This is a genomic window from Pseudomonas nitroreducens NBRC 12694 (assembly GCF_002091755.1).
GTDB lineage: Bacteria > Pseudomonadota > Gammaproteobacteria > Pseudomonadales > Pseudomonadaceae > Pseudomonas > Pseudomonas nitroreducens.
In genome coordinates this window covers 20600-39240 of the sequence record NZ_BDAI01000008.1, presented here as the reverse complement: position 1 = coordinate 39240, position 18641 = coordinate 20600, and the positions used below count along the sequence as shown (strand labels likewise).

The 18641-nt window shown below is 66.0% G+C and carries 16 protein-coding genes and 1 pseudogene; 3 read left to right on the top strand and 14 right to left on the bottom strand.

What is annotated here, in order from left to right; translation table 11 throughout:
- From PNI01S_RS19710 to PNI01S_RS19645, 14 genes and pseudogenes are all read right to left on the bottom strand, one after another.
- Positions 1-324: a PA3694 family proteiin gene (locus PNI01S_RS19710; protein WP_024765667.1), complete on the bottom strand. Its 324-nt coding sequence runs from the start codon at positions 322-324 to the stop codon at positions 1-3.
- The gene (locus PNI01S_RS19705; RefSeq protein WP_024765668.1) at positions 321-1256 is read right to left on the bottom strand and encodes an alpha/beta hydrolase; all 936 of its coding nucleotides are present in this window, start codon (positions 1254-1256) and stop codon (positions 321-323) included. The genes PNI01S_RS19710 and PNI01S_RS19705 overlap by 4 nt, the downstream gene beginning before the upstream one ends.
- Before the next feature lie 222 nt (positions 1257-1478).
- Positions 1479-2783: a flavohemoglobin expression-modulating QEGLA motif protein gene (locus PNI01S_RS19700; protein WP_054908275.1), complete on the bottom strand. Its 1305-nt coding sequence runs from the start codon at positions 2781-2783 to the stop codon at positions 1479-1481.
- Positions 2780-3343, bottom strand: a complete 564-nt coding sequence (locus PNI01S_RS19695; protein ID WP_065086133.1) for a hypothetical protein — start codon at positions 3341-3343, stop codon at positions 2780-2782. Before PNI01S_RS19695 ends, PNI01S_RS19700 begins: the two co-directional genes overlap by 4 nt.
- A gap of 107 nt (positions 3344-3450) precedes the next feature.
- The gene (locus tag PNI01S_RS19690; protein ID WP_024765671.1) at positions 3451-4167 is read right to left on the bottom strand and encodes a TetR/AcrR family transcriptional regulator; all 717 of its coding nucleotides are present in this window, start codon (positions 4165-4167) and stop codon (positions 3451-3453) included.
- Positions 4168-4484: 317 nt separating this feature from the next.
- On the bottom strand, positions 4485-5990 hold the full coding sequence (gene lysS / locus PNI01S_RS19685; RefSeq protein WP_024765672.1) for a lysine--tRNA ligase: 1506 nt from the start codon (positions 5988-5990) through the stop codon (positions 4485-4487).
- Positions 5991-6074: 84 nt separating this feature from the next.
- Positions 6075-7170 (bottom strand): peptide chain release factor 2 gene (gene prfB / locus PNI01S_RS19680; protein WP_099051256.1). Its coding sequence is split into 2 segments (ribosomal slippage): positions 6075-7097 and positions 7099-7170, totalling 1095 coding nucleotides; the frame shifts between segments, so codons are not numbered across the junction.
- Positions 7171-7289: 119 nt separating this feature from the next.
- On the bottom strand, positions 7290-8300 hold the full coding sequence (locus PNI01S_RS19675; protein WP_024765674.1) for a response regulator: 1011 nt from the start codon (positions 8298-8300) through the stop codon (positions 7290-7292).
- 24 nt (positions 8301-8324) lie between these two features.
- Positions 8325-9332 carry a chemotaxis response regulator protein-glutamate methylesterase gene (locus PNI01S_RS19670; RefSeq protein WP_024765675.1) on the bottom strand — a complete coding sequence of 336 codons (1008 nt, stop codon included), beginning with the start codon at positions 9330-9332 and terminating at the stop codon, positions 8325-8327.
- Positions 9329-11621 (bottom strand): annotated as a pseudogene (locus tag PNI01S_RS19665) (hybrid sensor histidine kinase/response regulator). The gene PNI01S_RS19670 and the pseudogene PNI01S_RS19665 overlap by 4 nt, the downstream one beginning before the upstream one ends.
- Complete coding sequence (locus PNI01S_RS19660) at positions 11618-12304, bottom strand: chemotaxis protein CheW (protein WP_084358847.1); 687 nt, start codon at positions 12302-12304, stop codon at positions 11618-11620. The pseudogene PNI01S_RS19665 and the gene PNI01S_RS19660 overlap by 4 nt, the downstream one beginning before the upstream one ends.
- Complete coding sequence (locus tag PNI01S_RS19655; RefSeq protein WP_084358846.1) at positions 12297-13535, bottom strand: CheR family methyltransferase; 1239 nt, start codon at positions 13533-13535, stop codon at positions 12297-12299. The genes PNI01S_RS19660 and PNI01S_RS19655 overlap by 8 nt, the downstream gene beginning before the upstream one ends.
- Positions 13532-14041 carry a chemotaxis protein CheW gene (locus PNI01S_RS19650; RefSeq protein ID WP_024765678.1) on the bottom strand — a complete coding sequence of 170 codons (510 nt, stop codon included), beginning with the start codon at positions 14039-14041 and terminating at the stop codon, positions 13532-13534. Before PNI01S_RS19650 ends, PNI01S_RS19655 begins: the two co-directional genes overlap by 4 nt.
- Entirely contained in the window at positions 14016-15635 is a 1620-nt protein-coding gene (locus PNI01S_RS19645) for a methyl-accepting chemotaxis protein (RefSeq protein WP_084358845.1), read from the bottom strand. The genes PNI01S_RS19650 and PNI01S_RS19645 overlap by 26 nt, the downstream gene beginning before the upstream one ends.
- Positions 15636-15837: 202 nt before the next feature.
- Between PNI01S_RS19645 and PNI01S_RS19640 the strand changes: the two genes are divergently transcribed.
- The 3 genes from PNI01S_RS19640 to PNI01S_RS19630 all read left to right on the top strand — a co-directional run bounded on the left by PNI01S_RS19640 (position 15838) and on the right by PNI01S_RS19630 (position 18560).
- Positions 15838-16275 carry a YqaA family protein gene (locus PNI01S_RS19640; protein WP_065086127.1) on the top strand — a complete coding sequence of 146 codons (438 nt, stop codon included), beginning with the start codon at positions 15838-15840 and terminating at the stop codon, positions 16273-16275.
- Positions 16276-16441: 166 nt separating this feature from the next.
- Positions 16442-18052: a methyl-accepting chemotaxis protein gene (locus PNI01S_RS19635; RefSeq protein WP_231387784.1), complete on the top strand. Its 1611-nt coding sequence runs from the start codon at positions 16442-16444 to the stop codon at positions 18050-18052.
- A 118-nt stretch (positions 18053-18170) separates the two neighbouring features.
- Positions 18171-18560, top strand: coding sequence for a hypothetical protein (locus PNI01S_RS19630; protein WP_024765682.1), 390 nt, complete (start codon positions 18171-18173; stop codon positions 18558-18560).
- Positions 18561-18641: the final 81 nt, after the last annotated feature.

Sequence of the window (18641 nt, the reverse complement as noted above, 5' to 3'; positions counted from 1 at the left end):
TCACTTGGTTTCTTGCGGAGTCTGCTCACCCATGCAGCGCACGGCGCGCTTGCGGCCGTCGACCAGCACACCGGTCAGGCCCTTCTGGGTCATGTCGAACATCACCAGCACGCCGTCGATGCACTGCGCCTGCTGGTCGGCCGGATCGAGGGAAAGTTTGGTGTCCTGGCCGGGGATGCTCTTCAGCAGGGTGAACTGGGTCAGCTCCAGGGCGTCCTCGGGCTTGGCAAAGTGCAGGTAGCCGTAATACCAGAGCGTGCCGACCGAGACGAAGATGGTGGCGATGACAGTGAGGATGTAGGAGATCGGGTTGCGGTCGTTCATGGGGTGCCTTGTTGTTTCGGGTCCGCCTGCGATTCCTGTGGCTTCGCCGGAGAGGGAGAGTTCGGGACTTCGGCCAACCGGCGCAGGCCGGTGAAGTGCTGCGGATCGTCAAGGAAGCGCAGCATCACTTCGCGCCACACCGGCTCCCCGAAGGTTTCCACGTGATTGCCGCGTGTCAGCTGGAAGACCTTGGGCGGCGGCGCGGCCTTGTAGAGGGTCAGGCCGTTGTCCAGGGGCACAATGGTATCGTCGATGCTGTGGAAGAACAGCACGGGTGCGCCAGAAAGTCGCGGCATGGAGCGGATCGCGCTATCGCCGTCGGGCACCAGCCAGGACAGCGGCACCTGCAGCGGCCAGGTCAGCCAACTGGTGCTAAGGGTGTACTGCGCCACATCGCGGTAACTGGCCGGCACGCCATCGAGCACCACGGCATTCAACTTCTTCTGCCGCTCAGGGTGCATGCCCAGGTAATGCACCGCCATGGCGCCGCCCAGGCTCTGGCCCAGCAGGATCACCGGTTTGCCCTGCACCTCCGGTGCCTTGTCCAGCCAGGCGAAGGCGGCGTCGATGTCCTGGTAGATTGCCGGCAGGCTCGGCTCGCCCTCGGACTTGCCGTAACCGCGGTAATCCAGCATCAGCACCTGGTAGCCCTGCTCCGGCAGCCAGTACGCGCCGCCCAGGTGCCACGCCATGTTGCCGCCATTGCCGTGCAGGTGCAGCACGGTGCCCCTGACCGGCACGCCCGCTTTCGCCGGCAACCACCAGCCGGCGAGCTTAACGCCATCGGCGGTGGTGAACGTGACGTCGCGGAACTCCAGTTTGGCCCGCGCGGGCGTGATGGCGACGTCATCGCTGGGGTAGAACAGCAGCGAGCTGCAACCGCTGAGGGCTACCAGCACTGCCAGCGCGGCGGCCTTGAAGCATCGGATCATCGGCAAGTCATCCTTGGGAGCTTCCTTCAAATGGATCAGCAATGGCGCGCTATCAAAGCCCCTCTCCCCCGCCCTCTCCCTGAAGGGAGAGGGAGCTATCCGTGTCGCCTGACGCTATAGGATGTCATCCTGCACCGAACGATCCCCTCTCCCTTCGGAGCGGGGTGTGTAGCCCGGGTTAGGGAGAGGGCGTGTCCAGCCGCACGCCATGCCGTCCAATCGTTAGAGGATATTGGCGTAGTCCGCCTCGATGCGGTCGAGGCTGAGGTGGTTGAGGAAGTTGGAGAAACACATCCACGCCGACAGTGCGTTGAGGTCGCGGAACTGCGGCGGCAGGTACTTGGGCGGCACCACCAGGCCCTCGTCCACCAGTTGGCGCAGGGTGCGCATGTCTTCCAGGGTGGCCTTGCCGCAGAACAGCAGCGGGATCTGCTCCAGCTTGCCCTTGCGCACGGCGAGCTGGATGTAGTTGTAGATCAGGATGAAGCCCTTGAGGTACGACAGGTCCTTGGTGAACGGCAGGCCCGACGGCGTCGAACCGCGGAACACCCGGCTGGCGTTCTGGTAGCTGCTTTCCGCGCTGTAGTTCTGCTCGCGGTAGAAGTTGAACACTTCCAGGAAGTCCGCCCCCTCCTCCGCCATGTGGATGGCGCGGGTGCGGTTGGTGAGCTTGCGCAGGCGGGTCGGGTAGGAGGCGAAGGCGATCACTTCCATCAGGATCGCCAGGCCTTCCTGGGTCACGGTGGACGACGGCGGGCCCTTGGCGAGGAAGGTGCAGATCGGCTGGTTGAGGCCATTGAGCGTGGTGCCGACGTGCACCAGGCCTTCGTGGACTTCCAGCGCGCGCACGTCGCGCTCGTTGAACATGGCGTCGGCACGCACCTTGATGTAATCGGCGCCGGCCGCCGCGTCAGCGACGATGCCGTCGGACTCGAAGACGCGGATGGTGTCTTCCTTGCCGTCGAAGACCTTGTTCAGGCGCTCCTGCAACATCCGCACCGCGTCGCTGGCGGTAAGGGTCTTGGGTTCGTCCTTGAGGTCGCCTCGGTCGGCGATGTTGTTCAGGTAGTCCGAGAGCATCAGGCCCAGGTCGGCCAGGGTCGGGTCGCCGGCATGAAAAGCATCGGAGGCCGAGCCGTAGAGCTCCTGGGAAATCAGCCCGAAGTCTTGGGTGCCGCGTGCTTCGAGCATGCGGATGACCATGCGATATTCCTTGCACATGCGCCGCATGATCTGCCCGACCGGATTGAACTGCCCCAGGTGGCGGGTAATGTCGCGCTCGATGTTCTGGAATTCCTGCTTCTTCGCGCTGCTGTCGAAGGACAGTGGGCGACTGTCGTAGTAGCTGCGGTCGACCTTGGGCGCATGCTTGCCGCGGCCCTTGAGGAAGTCGTCGCGGATGCTGTCATCCCACTTGATGGCATCGAGTACGCGGATCGGTGTCTGCGCCTCGACGATCCGGTCGGACAGGCTGCGGATGATCTGCTGGTACTCGTTGGGCGTGGACTTCTTGCGCCGTGGGGTCATTGCTTTTCTCCCGGGGTCACGCGCGAGAAGCGCAGCGCTTCGACGAACACGTCGGAATTGGCCGGATCATTCAGGTAGGCGATGACGTCGGCGAGCGGGCTGCTCACCAGCGCACCGGCACCCTGCTCGGTGTCGACCTTCTCGCCCTTGAGCGCGCCTTCCTTCATGTCCTGCAGGATATGCTCGACATCCAGGTTATAGATCACCAGTTCGTCCTTGTCGGTGATCTCGAAGCCGGCCAGGGCGAAGTTGCCGCCCATGCTCTTCGGCAACCCGGCCGAGAGGTACCAGCGACTGCCGTGATGGGCGACGGTGAAGCCGAAGTCCTCGACACTGTCGGTGTTGTCCTTGCTGTCGACGTAGCTGAGCGCACGGTAGAGGTTGGAGCCGGAGCGGGTGACCTCGAGGAACTGCTCCTCGCCGTACTCGTCCACACGTGACCACTGGCCCAGCAGGTGAGCCGGCGCGGGCTCGTTGGCCGGAATCGGGTCCTTGAACGTCACCAGACAGCCACTGAGCAGGCAGATGCTCAACAGCAGCAGTGCACGCCAGACTTTCATCACGCCCTCCTTAGGTCCGGATGCCTTTGCATGCGATGCGCCAAGGCGTCCAGAGTTCCGACACGAAAACCCCGCCGGATGGCGGGGTTGGAATGCAGCAGCCGGGGCTACAGGCCCATCACCAGATCGAGATAGCGGCTAAGGATGGCACGCATTTCCTCGGTCTGCAGGTGGTCGGCGCCGTCCAGCAGGCCCTGATACTCCATCTGCAGGATGATGGCCGTCAACACCCGGGCATCCTGCTCGGGCTGCTTTGAACCGAGCACTTCGAAGAAATGCACCACGCCCAGGGAAAGAATCCGCCGGTGGCGCTGCGCCAGATCGCTGAGGCTGGGGTTGAGCAGCGCCTCCTGGCGGAAGGCCTGTTCGGCCAGCAGGTGCTCGCGGCGTTCGTTGAGCTGGACCATGACGTACTGGATCGCCAGCTCGACGATATTCGCGGTCAGCTCGCGGCGCGCCTGTGGGTCGTCCTGGGCGAGGCCGGCGGCCATGGCCTGGAGGTCACCCTCGACGCTGCCCCAGAAGGTCGACAGGGCTTCGGCGCTACGCTCGACGAAGAGCGCGAAGGTATCGGTGATGAGGTCCTGGATGTCCTTGAAGTAGTAGGTGGTGGCGGACAGCGGCACGCCGGCCTCGGCGGCCACGGCACGGTGGCGTACGGCGCGGACGCCATCGCGCACGATGATCCGCAGGGCGGCGTCGAGGATCGCCTGGCGGCGCTGCTCGCTGCCCTGGCGGCTGGCCTTGCGGCCCTGGTATTTGACACTTTCGGCGATGGCGCTGGCGACTTGCGCGGCACTGTCTCGCGGGGACACTGGGGTCACGGGCATTACCTCCGACGGCGCGGCCTGATGGCGCATTGTTCGAGCTTTTCTGTGGGAAAACAATCGCCGCCATGCGGCTGCGACACCGGCGCACGAAGCAGGCCGCGAGGCAGAGCAGGCGGCAGGGAGTCAGGCCTGGGTGTATGACGTGCCACATAGCGCACGAGCCACGGGAGTGACATGCATTTCGTCGGACGATCCTACAAGAACCGCCCGACCTCGGAAACGCACGGAGGGCCCGTGTCGCCCGTCCGCCCGATCGACGCAAAAACGAAAAAGGCCGCCCAGTGGGCGGCCTTTTTCGCTGACTCCTGTGCTTACGCCTGCGGGCGCATATGCGGGAACAGGATGACGTCGCGGATCGACGGCGAGTTGGTCAGCAGCATCACCAGGCGGTCGATACCGATGCCTTCGCCGGCGGTGGGCGGCATGCCGTATTCCAGCGCGTTGACGAAGTCGGCGTCGTAGTGCATCGCCTCGTCGTCACCGGCGTCCTTCTCCTTCACCTGCAGCATGAAGCGCTCGGCCTGGTCTTCGGCGTCGTTGAGCTCGGAGTAGGCGTTGGCGATCTCGCGGCCACCGATGAACAGCTCGAAGCGGTCGGTGACGCTCGGGTCGTTGTCGTTGCGGCGCGCCAGCGGGGAGACTTCGAACGGATACTGGGTGATGAAGTGCGGCTGCTCCAGCTTGTGCTCGACCAGCTCTTCGAAAATCATCACCTGCAGCTTGCCCAGGCCTTCGTGGCCGAGAACCTTGGCGCCGGCCTTCTTGGCGATGGCGCGGGCCTTCTCGAGGTCGTTCAGATCAGCCGCGGTGAGTTCCGGGTTGTACTTGAGGATGGCATCGAACACGGACAGGCGGGCGAACGGCTCGCCGAAGTGGAAGACCTTGTCGCCGTAGGGCACGTCGGTGCTGCCGAGCACGGCCTGGGCCAGCTCGCGGAACAGCTCCTCGGTCAGGTCCATGTTGTCTTCGTAGTCGGCGTAGGCCTGGTAGAACTCGAGCATGGTGAACTCGGGGTTGTGCCGGGTCGAAACGCCTTCGTTACGGAAGTTGCGGTTGATCTCGAAGACCTTCTCGAAGCCACCGACCACCAGGCGCTTGAGGTACAGCTCCGGGGCGATACGCAGGAACATGGCCATGTCCAGCGCGTTGTGGTGGGTTTCGAAGGGCTTGGCCGCCGCGCCGCCGGGGATGGTCTGCAGCATCGGGGTTTCCACTTCGAGGAAGCCGCGATCGGAAAGGAAGCGACGGATGTGGGCGATGACCTGCGAACGCACGCGGAAGGTGTGGCGGGTTTCTTCGTTGACGATCAGGTCGACGTAGCGCTGGCGGTAGCGCTGCTCGGTGTCGGTCAGGCCGTGGTGCTTGTCCGGCAGCGGGCGCAGGGACTTGGTCAGCAGGCGCACGCTGGTCATCTCGACGTACAGGTCGCCCTTGCCGGAACGGGCCAGGGTGCCTTCGGCGCCGATGATATCGCCCAGGTCCCAGGTCTTGATCTCGGCCAGGGTTTCTTCCGGCAGGGTCTTGCGGTTCACGTAGGCCTGCAGACGGCCGCTGCTGTCCTGCAGGACGATGAACGAACCACGGTTGAGCATGATGCGACCGGCGACCTTGACCGGGATGGCGGCTGCTTCCAGCTCTTCCTTGGTCTTGTCGGCGTACTGTTTCTGCAGGTCCGCGAAGTAGTCGGCGCGGCGGAAGTCGTTGGGGAAGGCAATGGCCTTGGCCTCACGCACGGCGGCAAGCTTTTCCTTGCGCTGGGCGATCAGCTTGTTTTCTTCCTGTTGCAGGTCGTGCTGGTCGAGTTGTTGGTCGCTCATGGTCGTCTATCTGCCTGGCGTCTTGATCAATATGGGGTTACTGGCAGGGCTCGCCGTATGGCGAGCCCTGCAGGGTGGTGCTGTTTACAGGCCTTGTTTCAGGCTGGCTTCCAGGTATTCGTTGAGGTCGCCGTCGAGCACCTTGTCGCAATCGCTGCGTTCCACGCCGGTACGCAGGTCCTTGATACGCGACTGGTCGAGCACGTAGGAACGGATCTGGTGGCCCCAGCCGATATCGGACTTGGTGTCTTCCAGCGCCTGCGAGGCGGCGGTGCGTTTCTGCATCTCCTGCTCGTACAACCGGGCCCGCAGCATTTTCATGGCGGTGTCCTTGTTGGCGTGCTGGGAGCGTTCGTTCTGGCACGCCACCACAGTGTTGGTCGGCACGTGGGTGATACGCACCGCGGAGTCGGTGGTGTTCACGTGCTGACCGCCCGCGCCGGAGGAGCGGTAGGTGTCGATGCGCAGGTCGGCCGGGTTGATCTCGATCTCGATGTTGTCGTCGATTTCCGGCGAGACGAACACTGCGGTGAACGAGGTGTGGCGACGGTTGCCGGAGTCGAACGGGCTCTTGCGCACCAGTCGGTGCACGCCGATCTCGGTGCGCAGCCAGCCGAAGGCGTACTCGCCCTTGATGTGCACAGTGGCGCCCTTGATGCCGGCGACTTCGCCCTCGGACAGCTCGACGATCTCGGCATCGAAGCCGTTCTTGTCGGCCCAGCGCAGGTACATGCGCAGCAGCATGTTGGCCCAGTCCTGGGCTTCGGTGCCGCCGGAGCCGGCCTGGATGTCCAGGTAGGCGTTGTTGGGGTCCATCTCGCCGCTGAACATGCGGCGGAACTCGAGCTTCTCGAGGATCTCGCGCAGGCGCTGGACTTCGGCCTCGACGTCGGCCACGGCGCCTTCGTCATCCTCTTCGACCGCCATGTCGAGCAGGTCGCGGGAGTCGGCCAGACCGCCGGTGAGCTCGTCGAGGGTCTCGACGATCTGCGCCAGCATGGCGCGCTCGCGGCCCAGGTTCTGGGCGTATTCGGGCTTGTTCCAGACCGCCGGGTCTTCCAGCTCGCGGTTGACTTCAATCAGACGATCATGTTTCAGATCGTAGTCAAAGATACCCCCGAATCGACTGGGTACGGTCGGTGAGGTCCTTGATGCTGTTGAGGATCGGTTGGATTTCCATGGCGGGCATCTCTCACGGGTAAAGGGCGTAGAAAAGCCGGCAAGTATACGTGATTTTTCGCCGCCTTTTCAGGCTTTGCGACAAAGCACGCCCACCGTTTTCGCGCCCTGCCCGCCCGTTCAGCCGGCGATGGCCACCTGGTTGCGCCCGCCGTGCTTGGCGTTGTAGAGCGCCTGGTCGGCCAGTTCGATGAGCTGGCGGCAGGCCTGCCCGGCCTGGGGGATCAGCGTCGCCACACCGATACTGATGGTCAGCGACGAGCCCGGAGTGGGCAGTTCGTGGCGGATATTCAGGTCCTGCACCAGGCGCCGCAGCTTCTCGGCGAGCAGGCGTGCGCCGCCGGGCGAGGTGTTGGGCAGGACCATGACGAACTCCTCGCCGCCGTAGCGCGCCGGCAGGTCCGAGGGGCGGCTGGCGCTGGCGCGGATCGCCCCGGCCACCTGGCGCAGCGCCTCGTCGCCCTGCACGTGGCCGAAGGTGTCGTTGTAAGCCTTGAAGTGATCCACGTCGATCAACAGGATCGACAGCTGGGTCTGCTCGCGCAGGCCGCGGCGCCACTCCATTTCCAGGTATTCGTCGAAGTGCCGGCGGTTGGACAGCCCGGTCAGGCCGTCGGAGTTCATCAGCCGCTGCAACACCAGGTTGGTTTCCAGCAACTGCTGCTGGCTCTCGCGCAGGGCTCGGTAGGCCTCGTCGCGCTGCTGCAGGGCGAGGTAAGAACGCGAGTGGTAGCGCACGCGGGCGATCAGCTCAATGGCGTCGGGCAGCTTGACCAGGTAGTCGTTGGCGCCGGCGCTGAACGCCGCGCTCTTCACCGCCGGGTCTTCCTTGGTCGACAGCACGATGATCGGCAGGTCGCGGGTGGCCGGGTTGCCGCGGTACTCGCGTACCAGCGAGAGGCCATCGGCGCCGGGCATCACCAGGTCCTGGAGGATCACCGTGGGTTTGATCTGAATGGCCAGGGCAATGGCCTGGTGCGGATCGGAGCAGAAATGGAAGTCAATGCCAGGGTCGTCCGCCAGCGCGCGGCGCACGGCCTCGCCGATCATCGGCTGGTCATCGACCAGCAGCACCATCACAGCGGAATCGCCTGGGGTGTTCACGGGGTAGTCACTCGTCAAAGGGTTCATCTGATGGGGCTCCGTAGCCTGCACTCAGGCGCAGACTTCAGCGAGTCTTCGGGCGATGTCGCCCAGCGCGCGAATCTCCACGGCGGCGCCGATCGCCGCCGCAGCCTTGGGCATACCGTACACGGCGCTGCTGGCCTGGTCCTGGGCCAGCGTCAAAAAGCCGCGTTCGCGCATGCGTTTCAATCCCTCGGCGCCGTCCCGGCCCATGCCGGTGAGCAGCACGCCAACGGCGTCGCCAGGCCAGTACTCCACCACACTGTCGAAGAACACATCGATCGAGGGCCGATAGATGTGGCCACTGGGCTGGGCGGTGTAGGCCAGCTCGCCGCCCTTGACCAGGCGGATATGGTGATTGGTGCCGGCCAGCAGCACGCAGCCCGGCTGCGGCGGCTCGCCGTTGCGGGCCAGGCGCACCGGAATCGTCGATTGGGTCGAGAGCCACTCGGCCATGCCGGCGGCAAACACCTCGTCGACATGCTGGACGACCACAATGGCCGCCGGGAAATCCGCCGGCAGACGGGCGAACAGATCGGCCAGCGCCGCCGGGCCGCCCGCCGAGGAGCCGATGGCGATCAGCTTGCGCGCCCCCGAACCCTTGCGCGCCGGCGCCGCGCTGGCGGTCGGGCGGCTGTCGAGCGGGGCGTTGAGCCAGGCCAGGTTCTGCAGTTTTCGCAGCAGCGGCCGAGCCGCCTCGGCAGGGTCTCCGGAGCCCATGGCCGGGGTGTTCACCGCGTCCACGGCGCCATTGCCCATGGCGTCGAACACGCGGCTCATGTTCTGCTCCAGGTCCACCGTGACGACGATGATCGCGCAAGGGCTCTGGGCCATGATCCGGCGGGTCGCCTCGACGCCATCCATCACTGGCATCAGCAGGTCCATGAGGATCACGTCGGGCTTCTGCGCGGCGCACATCTCCAGCGCTTCGGCGCCGTTGGCGGCGACCCAGACGACGCGGTGCGCCGGCTCGAACGCGAGCGCGCGGCGCATCGCCTCCACCGCCAGGGGCATGTCGTTGACTATCCCTATCTTCATCCCTGCGCACTCCCGATCAGGTCGACCACCGCATCCAGCAGGGCCTCGTCGTGGAAGCTGGCCTTGGCCAGATAATAGTCGGCGCCGGCATCCAGGCCGCGTCGACGATCCTCTTCGCGGTCCTTGTAGGACACCACCATCACCGGCAGCGATTGCAGGCGGGTGTCGCGGCGGATCAGAGTCACCAGCTCGATACCGTCCATGCGCGGCATGTCGATGTCGGTGATGACCAGGTCGAAATGCTCCGAGCGCAGGGCGTTCCAGCCGTCCATGCCGTCCACCGCGACGGCGACGTCATACCCCCGCCCCAGCAACAGCTTACGCTCCAATTCACGCACGGTGAGCGAGTCGTCCACCACCAGCACGCGCTTGCGCGCCGGGCCGGCGAGGCGCCCAGCAGGGTCGATGCGTTCGAGCCGGCCGGTAGTCAGGAGCTTCTCCACCGAGCGCAGCATGTCCTCGACGTCGAGGATCAACACCGGCGTGCCGTCATCCAGCAGCGCACCGGCGGAAACGTCCTGCACCTTGCCCAGCCGCGCGTCCAGCGGCACCACCACCAGGGTGCGCTCGCCGATGAACTTCTCCACCGCCACGCCATAGGCACTTTCGCGGTCACGGATCACCACCACCGGAATCTCGTCCGGCGTAGCTTCGCCATCGGGGCGCTGCAACAGTTGGCTGGCGGACACCAGCCCGACATGCCGACCTTCGTGCCAGAACTGCTGGCGGCCTTCGAGCTGGACGATCTCGTCCGGCGCCAACCGGCGCATGCGTTCGATGTGCGCCAGCGGGAAGGCATAGGCCTCGCCACCGATGGTGACGACCAGACTGCGCACCACGGACAGCGTCAGCGGCACTTCAAGGTGGAAGCGCGCGCCCTGCCCGCGCACCTGCTCCATGCGGATGCCGCCGCGCAGCTGGCGCACCATGTGCTGCACGGCGTCCAGGCCGACACCGCGGCCGGACACCTCGGTGACCTGCTCGCGCATGCTGAAGCCGGGCAGGAACAGGAAACTCAGCAGCTCGTCCTCGGTGAGGCGCGCCACGGTTTCCTCGGTGGACAGCTGGCGGCGGACGATGGCGCTGCGCAGGCGGTCGAGGTCAACACCGCCGCCGTCATCCTGCAGCTCCAGGACCAGCATGCCGGCGTGATGGCGGGCCAGCAGCTGGCTGGATGACGCCCTGCTCCGGCTTGCCGGCGCGGGCGCGTACCTCGGCGGATTCGATACCGTGGTCGACGGCGTTGCGCAGCAGATGAGTGAGCGGCGCCTCGAGCTTTTCCAGCACATCGCGGTCGACCTGGGTCGTCGCGCCCTGCACGTCGAGGCGCACGGCCTTGCCCAACGAGCGGCCGAGATCGCGGACCATCCGCGCCTGCCCGGACAGCACGTCGGAGAACGGTCGCATGCGGCAGGACAATGCGGTGTCGTAGAGCGACTGCGCGCGCTGGCCGGCCTTGAAGCTGAATTCGTCCAGCTCGGCGATCTGCTCGCTGAGCAGTTGCTGGCACTCGCCGACCAGGCGGCGCGCGTCGGCCAGATAGGCCTGCGCCTCGGCGTCGAGGTTGGCCGTGCTGGCGGCGTCGCGGGCGCCATCCAGGACGCGGCTGGCACTGGCCTGGATGCGCTTGAGGCGCTGCAGGGAATCGAGCAGCGGCTTGAGGCGTTGGGACTCCACCAGCGACTTGCTGGAATAGTCGAGCAGTTGGTTGAGGCGCTCGGCGGTGACCCGCAGCACGCGTTCGCCGGCTTCATCGCTGTCGCTGGAGCGGCGACGGGGTGCCGGCTCGGCGGGCGCGGCAGGCGGCGTGGGCGATTCAGTAGCCGCCTCAATGGCGACGGGGGCCGGCTCGACCGGCATGGCAACGGGAGGCGCCGGCGGTGCCGGGGCCTTTCCGGAAAGCAGCGCCTGCAGGCGCTCGACCATGGCCGGCACACCCTGCTGGGCCTGCTCCGCACGCTCGGGCTGGGCGTCGGCGATGTGCAGGAGGATATCGGTGCCGGCCAGCAGCGCGTCGATATGCCCGGAGGTCAGCAGCAGGCGGCCCTCCTGGGCGCCGACCAGGCAGTCCTCCATCACATGGGCGACCTGCACGCCGGCATCCAGCCCGACGATCCGCGCCGCGCCCTTGAGCGAGTGCGCCGCGCGCATGCAGGCTTCGAGCTGGTCGGCCTGGGTCGGGTTGCGCTCCAGCGCCATCAGGCCCTGCACCAGCACCTGCGTCTGAGCCTCCGCCTCCAGGCGGAACAGCTCCAGCATCGATGCGTCCTTCATCTGGTCCGGGGTCATGCGAGGCTCCGGGTGGCGGCATCGAGCAGGGCTTCCTGATCGAGCAGGCGGATGCTGCGGCTGCGCCACAGCATCACGCCGCGGGTAAAGCGATCGGTGGCCGCGTGGTTCTGGGACGAAGCTTCGACTATGGCGCCCTCGTCCAACTCATGGATGCCTTCAACCTCGTCCACCGGCGAGATGATCGGCCCGCCAACGGCCGCCAGGATCAGCATGCGCGGCACGACGCGGGCGTCGTCACGAGTGGCCGTACGATTGTCGAGGCCGAGCAGCTCGCCCAGGGAAATGCACGCCACCAGGGTGCCGCGCACATTGGCCACGCCCAGCAGCGCTGGCGAGCGCTGGTGCGGCAGCGAGTGCACGACGCAGGACGGTGCCACCTCGGCCAGCGCGCGGGTGGGCAGGCCCAGCCATTCCTCGCCGAGTCGGAAGATCAGGTGCGGGCGGCCCTCTTCGATGGCCACTTCGGTGGGTTCGACAGGCGCCAGCTCCGCACCTTCGCTGCCCAGCGCGTAACGGTCCAGCAGGGTGATGGCGGCGGCGGCATGCACCGGGCAGTTACGGCAATGGATGTGCTCGGCCAGCTTCGGGCAGCTCCGGTCGCCGCGCACGCCGATGCGGTTCCAGCAGTCGTCCACTGACGGCAGGTCGGATCCAAAGGTGGCGTAGCCGCGTTCAACCATTGCGCTTTACTCCTCGCGCGGCGCGCTCCTGCAGACGCCGGGCGCCGGCCGTGTCGCCCTGGGCCGCGAGCAGTGCGGCCAGGTGCTGCAGGCTTTCCTGATGATCGGGTTGCAGGTACAGGGCCTTGCGGTAGAAGGCCTGCGCCTCGTTACCCTGGCCCTGGGCATCGGCCAGCAGGCCGAGCCAGTAGAAGGCTTCGGCGTCCGGGCCCTTCTCGGCCAGCAACGCCTCGCAACGCTGGCGCGCTTCGGCGGCCTGGCCGGCGTTGGCCAGCCGGGCGATCTCCACCAGCGCGTTACCGGCAGGCACAGTGACCGGCTGCTCGGGTTTGGCGGCCAGGCGCGGGCGCACCGGCGCGGGTTTGGGCGGAGCCGGACGTGGGATCGGCGCCGGCGCGGTCCAGTTCAGCGGCGCCATGCGGGGAGCCGGTTCGACGCTTTCCAGTGGGAAGGCGAAGGATTGCGGGACACCCAGCGGACGCAGCCCGATGCGCGACATCAGGCTGGCCTCGGCCGGGCCGATGAACAGCACGCCATCCGGCCGCGTCAGGCGACACAGCACTTCCACTACCTGTTCCTGGGTCGGCCGGTCGAAATAGATCAGCAGGTTGCGGCAGAACACATAGTCATAGGGCGCCTCGCCGGCCAGCAAGCCCTGCGCCAGCAGGTTGCCGACGCGAAAGCGGACCTTGCGGCGCACCGCCTCGGCGAGTTGGTAATCGTTGCCATCGGCGCTGAAATGGCGGTCGCGGAATTCCAGGCTGGAACCGCGGAAGGAGTTGCGGCCATAACGCCCTTCTTCCGCCCGCTCCAGCACCGCGCGGCTGACATCCAACGCATCGACCTGGAAGGCGGACGGTGCCAGTCCTGCGTCCAGCAGTGCCATGACGATCGAGTACGGCTCCTCGCCAGTCGAGCACGGCAGGCTCAGCACACGCAGCGGGCGGCTGCCGGCCAGCTCCAGCACGCGCCGGGACGCGAGATCGGCGAGCGCGCCGAAAGATTCGGGATAACGGAAGAACCAGGTCTCCGGAACGATCACCGCCTCGATCAGCGCCTGCACTTCCTCGGTGGAGCCCTGCAGAAGCATCCAGTAATGCTCGCCATTGCCACCGCTGACCTTGTTGCAGCGCTGGCGCACGGCGCGCTCGATCACGGCGTCGCCGACGGACTCGGCGTCCAGGCCGATTCGTTCCTTGAGCAACCGGGCGAAGCGCGGATCGGTGGTCATGCCGGCGCACTCCCGTCCAGCAGCAGGCGCGCGCGGGCTTCGTCGCTGAGCAACTGGTCGACGCTCACGCGCTGCAACAGGCCCTGCTCGTCTTCCAGAACGGGGCCAAGGTAGCGGGCGCTGCCGTTGTCCAGTTCATAGTCACGGAAGCTCGCCGGGTCGCGGCGCAAGGTGTGGGTGGCCTGTTCGAGGATCAGCCCGAGCCGCTGTTCCTGCCCTTCCGCAACGGCGCGATAGCGCACCAGCACCAGACGCGTACTGGTGCGGCGTGGCGCGCTGTGGCCGAAGGCGAGCTGGCTCATGTCCAGCACCGGCAGCAGCTCGCCACGGTGCGGAAACAGCCCGGCAACCCAGGCTGGTGCTTCCGGCACACGCTTGAGCGCCGGCACCGGCAGCACTTCGATCACGTCATGGACATCCAGCGCATAGCGGTCCGCACCCAGGCGGAATTGCAGGTACAGCCTGCCCGCCGCGGCGGTGTCAGACCTTGAAGCGCGAGACGCCATTGCGCAGTCCGTTGGCCACGAGGTTCAGCTCATCGATGGCGAAGCTGGCCTGACGCAGGGATTCCACAGTCTGCCCGGTGGCCTCGCCCAGCTGCACCAGCGCCTGGTTGATCTGCTCGGCGCCGGTGGCCTGGGCCTGCATGCCTTCGTTGACCATCTGCACACGCGGTGCCAGGGCCTGCACCTGCTGGATGATCTGCGAGAGCTGCTCGCCGACCTGGCCGACTTCGGAAATGCCGCGACGCACCTCCTCGGATAACTTGTCCATGCCCATTACGCCGGCAGAGACGGCGGACTGGATCTCGCGGACCATCTGCTCGATATCGTAAGTGGCCACGGCGGTCTGGTCGGCCAGCCGGCGCACTTCGGTAGCCACCACGGCGAAGCCGCGGCCGTACTCGCCGGCCTTCTCCGCCTCGATGGCGGCGTTGAGCGACAGCAGGTTGGTCTGGTCGGCCACCTTGACGATGGTGGTGACCACCTGGTTGATGTTGCCGGCGCGCTCGTTGAGGATCGCCAGCTTGGCGTTGACCAGCTCGGCAGCGCCCATCACGTGGTGCATGGTCTCTTCCATGCGCGCCAGGCCGAGCTGGCCGGAGCCGGCCAGGGTGGAAGTCTGCTCGGCAGCCGACGACACTTCGGTCATGGTGCGCACCAGGTCGCGCGAGGTGGCGGCGATTTCCCGCGAGGTAGCGCCGATCTCGGTGGTCGTGGCGGCGGTCTCGGTGGCGGTGGCCTGCTGCTGCTTGGAGGTGGCGGCGATCTCGGTGACCGAGGTGGTCACCTGGATGGCCGAGCGCTGCGCCTGCGAAACCAGGCCCTTGAGCTCCTCGGCCATGCCGTTGAAGCCGGTCTCTATCACCGCGAACTCGTCGTTGCGCTCCATCGCCAGGCGCGTGGTGAAGTCCCCGCTGCCCATCACCTGCAAACCTTTGACCACCTGGCTCACCGGTCCGGTGATGGCACGCATCAGCAACAGGCCGCACACCGCGGCGACGGCGATGGCCAGCAGCAGGGAGATCAGCATGATGGCCTTGGCGGTGGTCACCTCGGTGACGATGTTCGCGGAAGCGGCATCGGCGATCTCCTTGTTCAGCGAGATCAGTTGGTTGAGGGTCTTGCGGCCGTCTTCCCACATGGGCTCCAGGCGATCCAGCAGGAGCTTGCGCGCCGCTTCACGGTCAGTGCCGTAAAGCTGCAGTACCTGGCCCAGCAACGCGTCGTACTCGCTCGCCTGCTGCTTGAAGTGGGCGAGGATCTCATGGTCGCGCGGATCGTTGACGGTGCGTTCGTAGGAGGCAATGCGCTCGATCAGGGTGTCGTGATTGGCACGGAACTCCTGGCGACGAGCCTCGTCGAGGGCCTTGCCGTCACTCAGGCCGACCAACACCTGGGTCAGCAGGATACTGTCAGTCCAGGCCGAGCGGACGGTTGTCAGGGCGTAAGTGCCAGGCATGGCGTCCTCACTGACCCGCTTGGTGCTGGCCTCGACGCGCAGCAGGCGGGTGTAGGAAATCACCACCATCAGCAGCATGATCGCGATGACGACGGCAAAGCTGGCCAGGATGCGTTGGCGTAAAGTCCAGTTCTTCACAGCGTTCCCCAAGAGATTTGTGGCGTACTGATGTAGGAAGTATTCGGGGAAACACGCCGCGAAAGTAAATTCCTACCAAATCATCAGCAAGATAGGACATATAGTATCCGCAGACACCGGAACCTTTTCTCTTTATTCCGAATTTTTAGCACGCTGGTTCTGCCACTCTCACTCTTCCTGTCCTTCGGCCAATCCAAGACTCATGCTCAGCCTTGCCCTGGCCGCCCACCTTGGCCTGTTCCTCTCAGCCTTCACCGCCGCCACCCTGCTGCCACTGCAATCCGAAGCCTTGCTCGTGGCTCTGCTGCTGGGCGGCCAGTACCCCGTGTGGTCGCTATTGCTGGCCGCGAGCCTGGGCAATGTGCTCGGCTCGCTGGTGAACTGGCTGCTGGGCCGGGGTCTGGAGCGCTGGCGCGGGCGCCGCTGGTTTCCGGTGAGCGATGCGGCGCTGGAGAAAGCCCAGCGCCATTACCGGCGCTTCGGCAACTGGTCGCTGCTGCTCAGCTGGGCGCCGGTGATCGGTGACCCGCTGACACTGGTCGCCGGTGTCATGCGCGAGCCCCTGTGGCGTTTCCTGCTTCTGGTCAGCGTCGCCAAGGTCGGGCGCTACGCCGTACTGGCCTGGCTCACGCTCGCCTGACTTGCCCTTGGTCAGAACGGCCAGGAATTTCCTCTGCGAGTCCTGTTTTGCCACTGCAGCGAAAAATTGGCGCCAAGTAATATCACCGCGCCATCACCGTGCATGGCAGAGCCTGCCGGCTCCACACAATGGATGAAGAAAAGGGAAATTCACGATGTTCAGAAGCATGAGTATTGGCCGCCGCGCGTCCCTGGGTTTCGCTGTCATGGGCCTGCTCCTGGTGTTTCTTGGGTTGTTCTCGCTGTACAAGCTGTCGACCCTGCGCGCCGCTTCCGAGGAAATCGACAGCAACTGGCTGCTGAGCATCAGCCAGATGAACCAGCTGTCGGGCGACATCGCCCGCATCCGCCTGGAATCCATGCGCCTGCTGGTCAACCACGACAGCACCGCGCGCCAGCACAGCCTGGAGCTGATCGCCGAAGCGCGGCAGGACAAGGACAAGGTGCTGGCCGACTACCGCCGGCTGATCCTCAGCAGCGAAGAGCAGCAGCGCACCGATGAACTTCGCCAGGCGCTGGACGGCTACCTGGGCTTTGTCGACCAGTTGCTGGAAAAGGTCCGCCAGAACGACGAGGAAGGCGCGCTGCACATCCTCAACGGCAACATCACCCAGCAGGGCGCCGAACTGAACAAGCGCCTCACCGCGCTGATCGACCTCAACCGCAACGGCGCCGCTGCTGCCGCCGACCGCGCCGTGGAGCAGTTCCAGAGCGGCCGAATGGTGGTCGGCGGCATTCTGCTGCTGAGTGTCGGCCTGACCCTGCTACTGGCCTGGCAACTCACCCGCAGTATCGTCGTACCGCTAAGCCAGGCGGTGCGCGTGGCCCAGACCATCGCCAGCGGCGACCTGAGCCAGCGCTTCGGCATCGAGGGCCGTGACGAGCCGGCACAGTTGCTCAAGGCCCTCGCGGAGATGCAGACCAGCCTGCGCGAGACCATCCGTGGCATCGGCAATTCGGCCAGCCAGCTGGCCTCGGCCGCCGAGGAAATGCACAGCGTCATGGACGACAGCAGCCGCGCGCTGCAGCAGCAGAGCGACCAGATCGAGATGGCCGCCACCGCGGTCAACCAGATGACCAGCGCCGTGGAGGAAGTCGCCAGCAACGCCGCCTCGACCTCCGCCGCCTCCCGCGAGGCCATCGACGCCGCGCGCAGCGGCAGCGAGCGGGTGGACGAAACCTCCAGCGCCATCGGCATCCTGGCTGGTGAAGTGGGCCAGGCTTCGCAGCAGGCCGAAGCCCTGGCAAACCAGGCGCAGGACATCGGCAAGGTGCTGGAAGTGATCCGCAGCGTCGCCGAGCAGACCAACCTGCTGGCGCTCAACGCCGCCATCGAAGCCGCCCGCGCCGGCGAGGCCGGGCGTGGTTTCGCGGTGGTCGCCGACGAGGTTCGCTCGCTGGCCCAGCGCACGCAGAGCTCGACCCGTGAGATCGAGGAGCTGGTGTCGGCCATCCAGAACGGCAGCGATCGCACCGTCACCGCGCTGCTCAGCAGTACCGCCCACGCCGAGCGCACCGTCAGCCGCACCGGCGAGGCAGGCGACTCGCTGCAGGTGATCCTGCAACGCATGTCGCTGATCAACGAACGCAACCTGGTGATCGCCAGCGCCACCGAGGAACAGGCCCAGGTCGCCCGCGAGGTGGACCGCAACCTGCTGACCATCCGCGACCTGGCGACCCAGACCTCGGCCGGTGCCACCCAGACCAGCGCGGCAAGCCAGGAACTGTCGCGGCTGGCCGTGGACCTGAACGGCATGGTGGCGCGCTTCGTGGTCTGACGGCCCATGGCCCTACTCCCGTTTCGCCGTCGAGCTGGCGAAACGGGACGAGATGACAGGGAATTTTTCCGGTAACTTCCTATCCAATGGCCATCATGGAACGCCACAGGGTGGATAGATGAAACTGTTGAAATTCTCGGCCGTGCTGGCCGCAGCCGCATTGTTGAGCGCCTGCGGGGGGAACGAGGCCAAGGTCTGCGGCTCGGACGACGTGAAGAACCAGCTGGTGAAGGTCTTCCTCTCCGGCGCGCTTTCCGCCCAGTCCGATGCGCTGAGCAAGGCCGAGCTGAAGGACGTGGCGATCATCGACAAGGACCCGGACAGCGGCGTACTGGAATGCGTCGGCACCCTGACCGTACCGGTGGTCGGCCAGGTCGCCTCGGGCACCCTGAAGTACCAGATCGCCCCGGCGGCCAAGTCCGAGCACGACTACCTGCTGCTGCTCGCCGATGGCCCGCTGGCCAATGCCTTCGCCAAGCGCATCGAGGGGATGATCCCGCAGCAGTGAGGTTATCCACAGGCAATGAAAAACCGGCCCAGATGGCCGGTTTTTCATTGGGCGGGCATTTTGTAGGAGCGATGGCCCCTG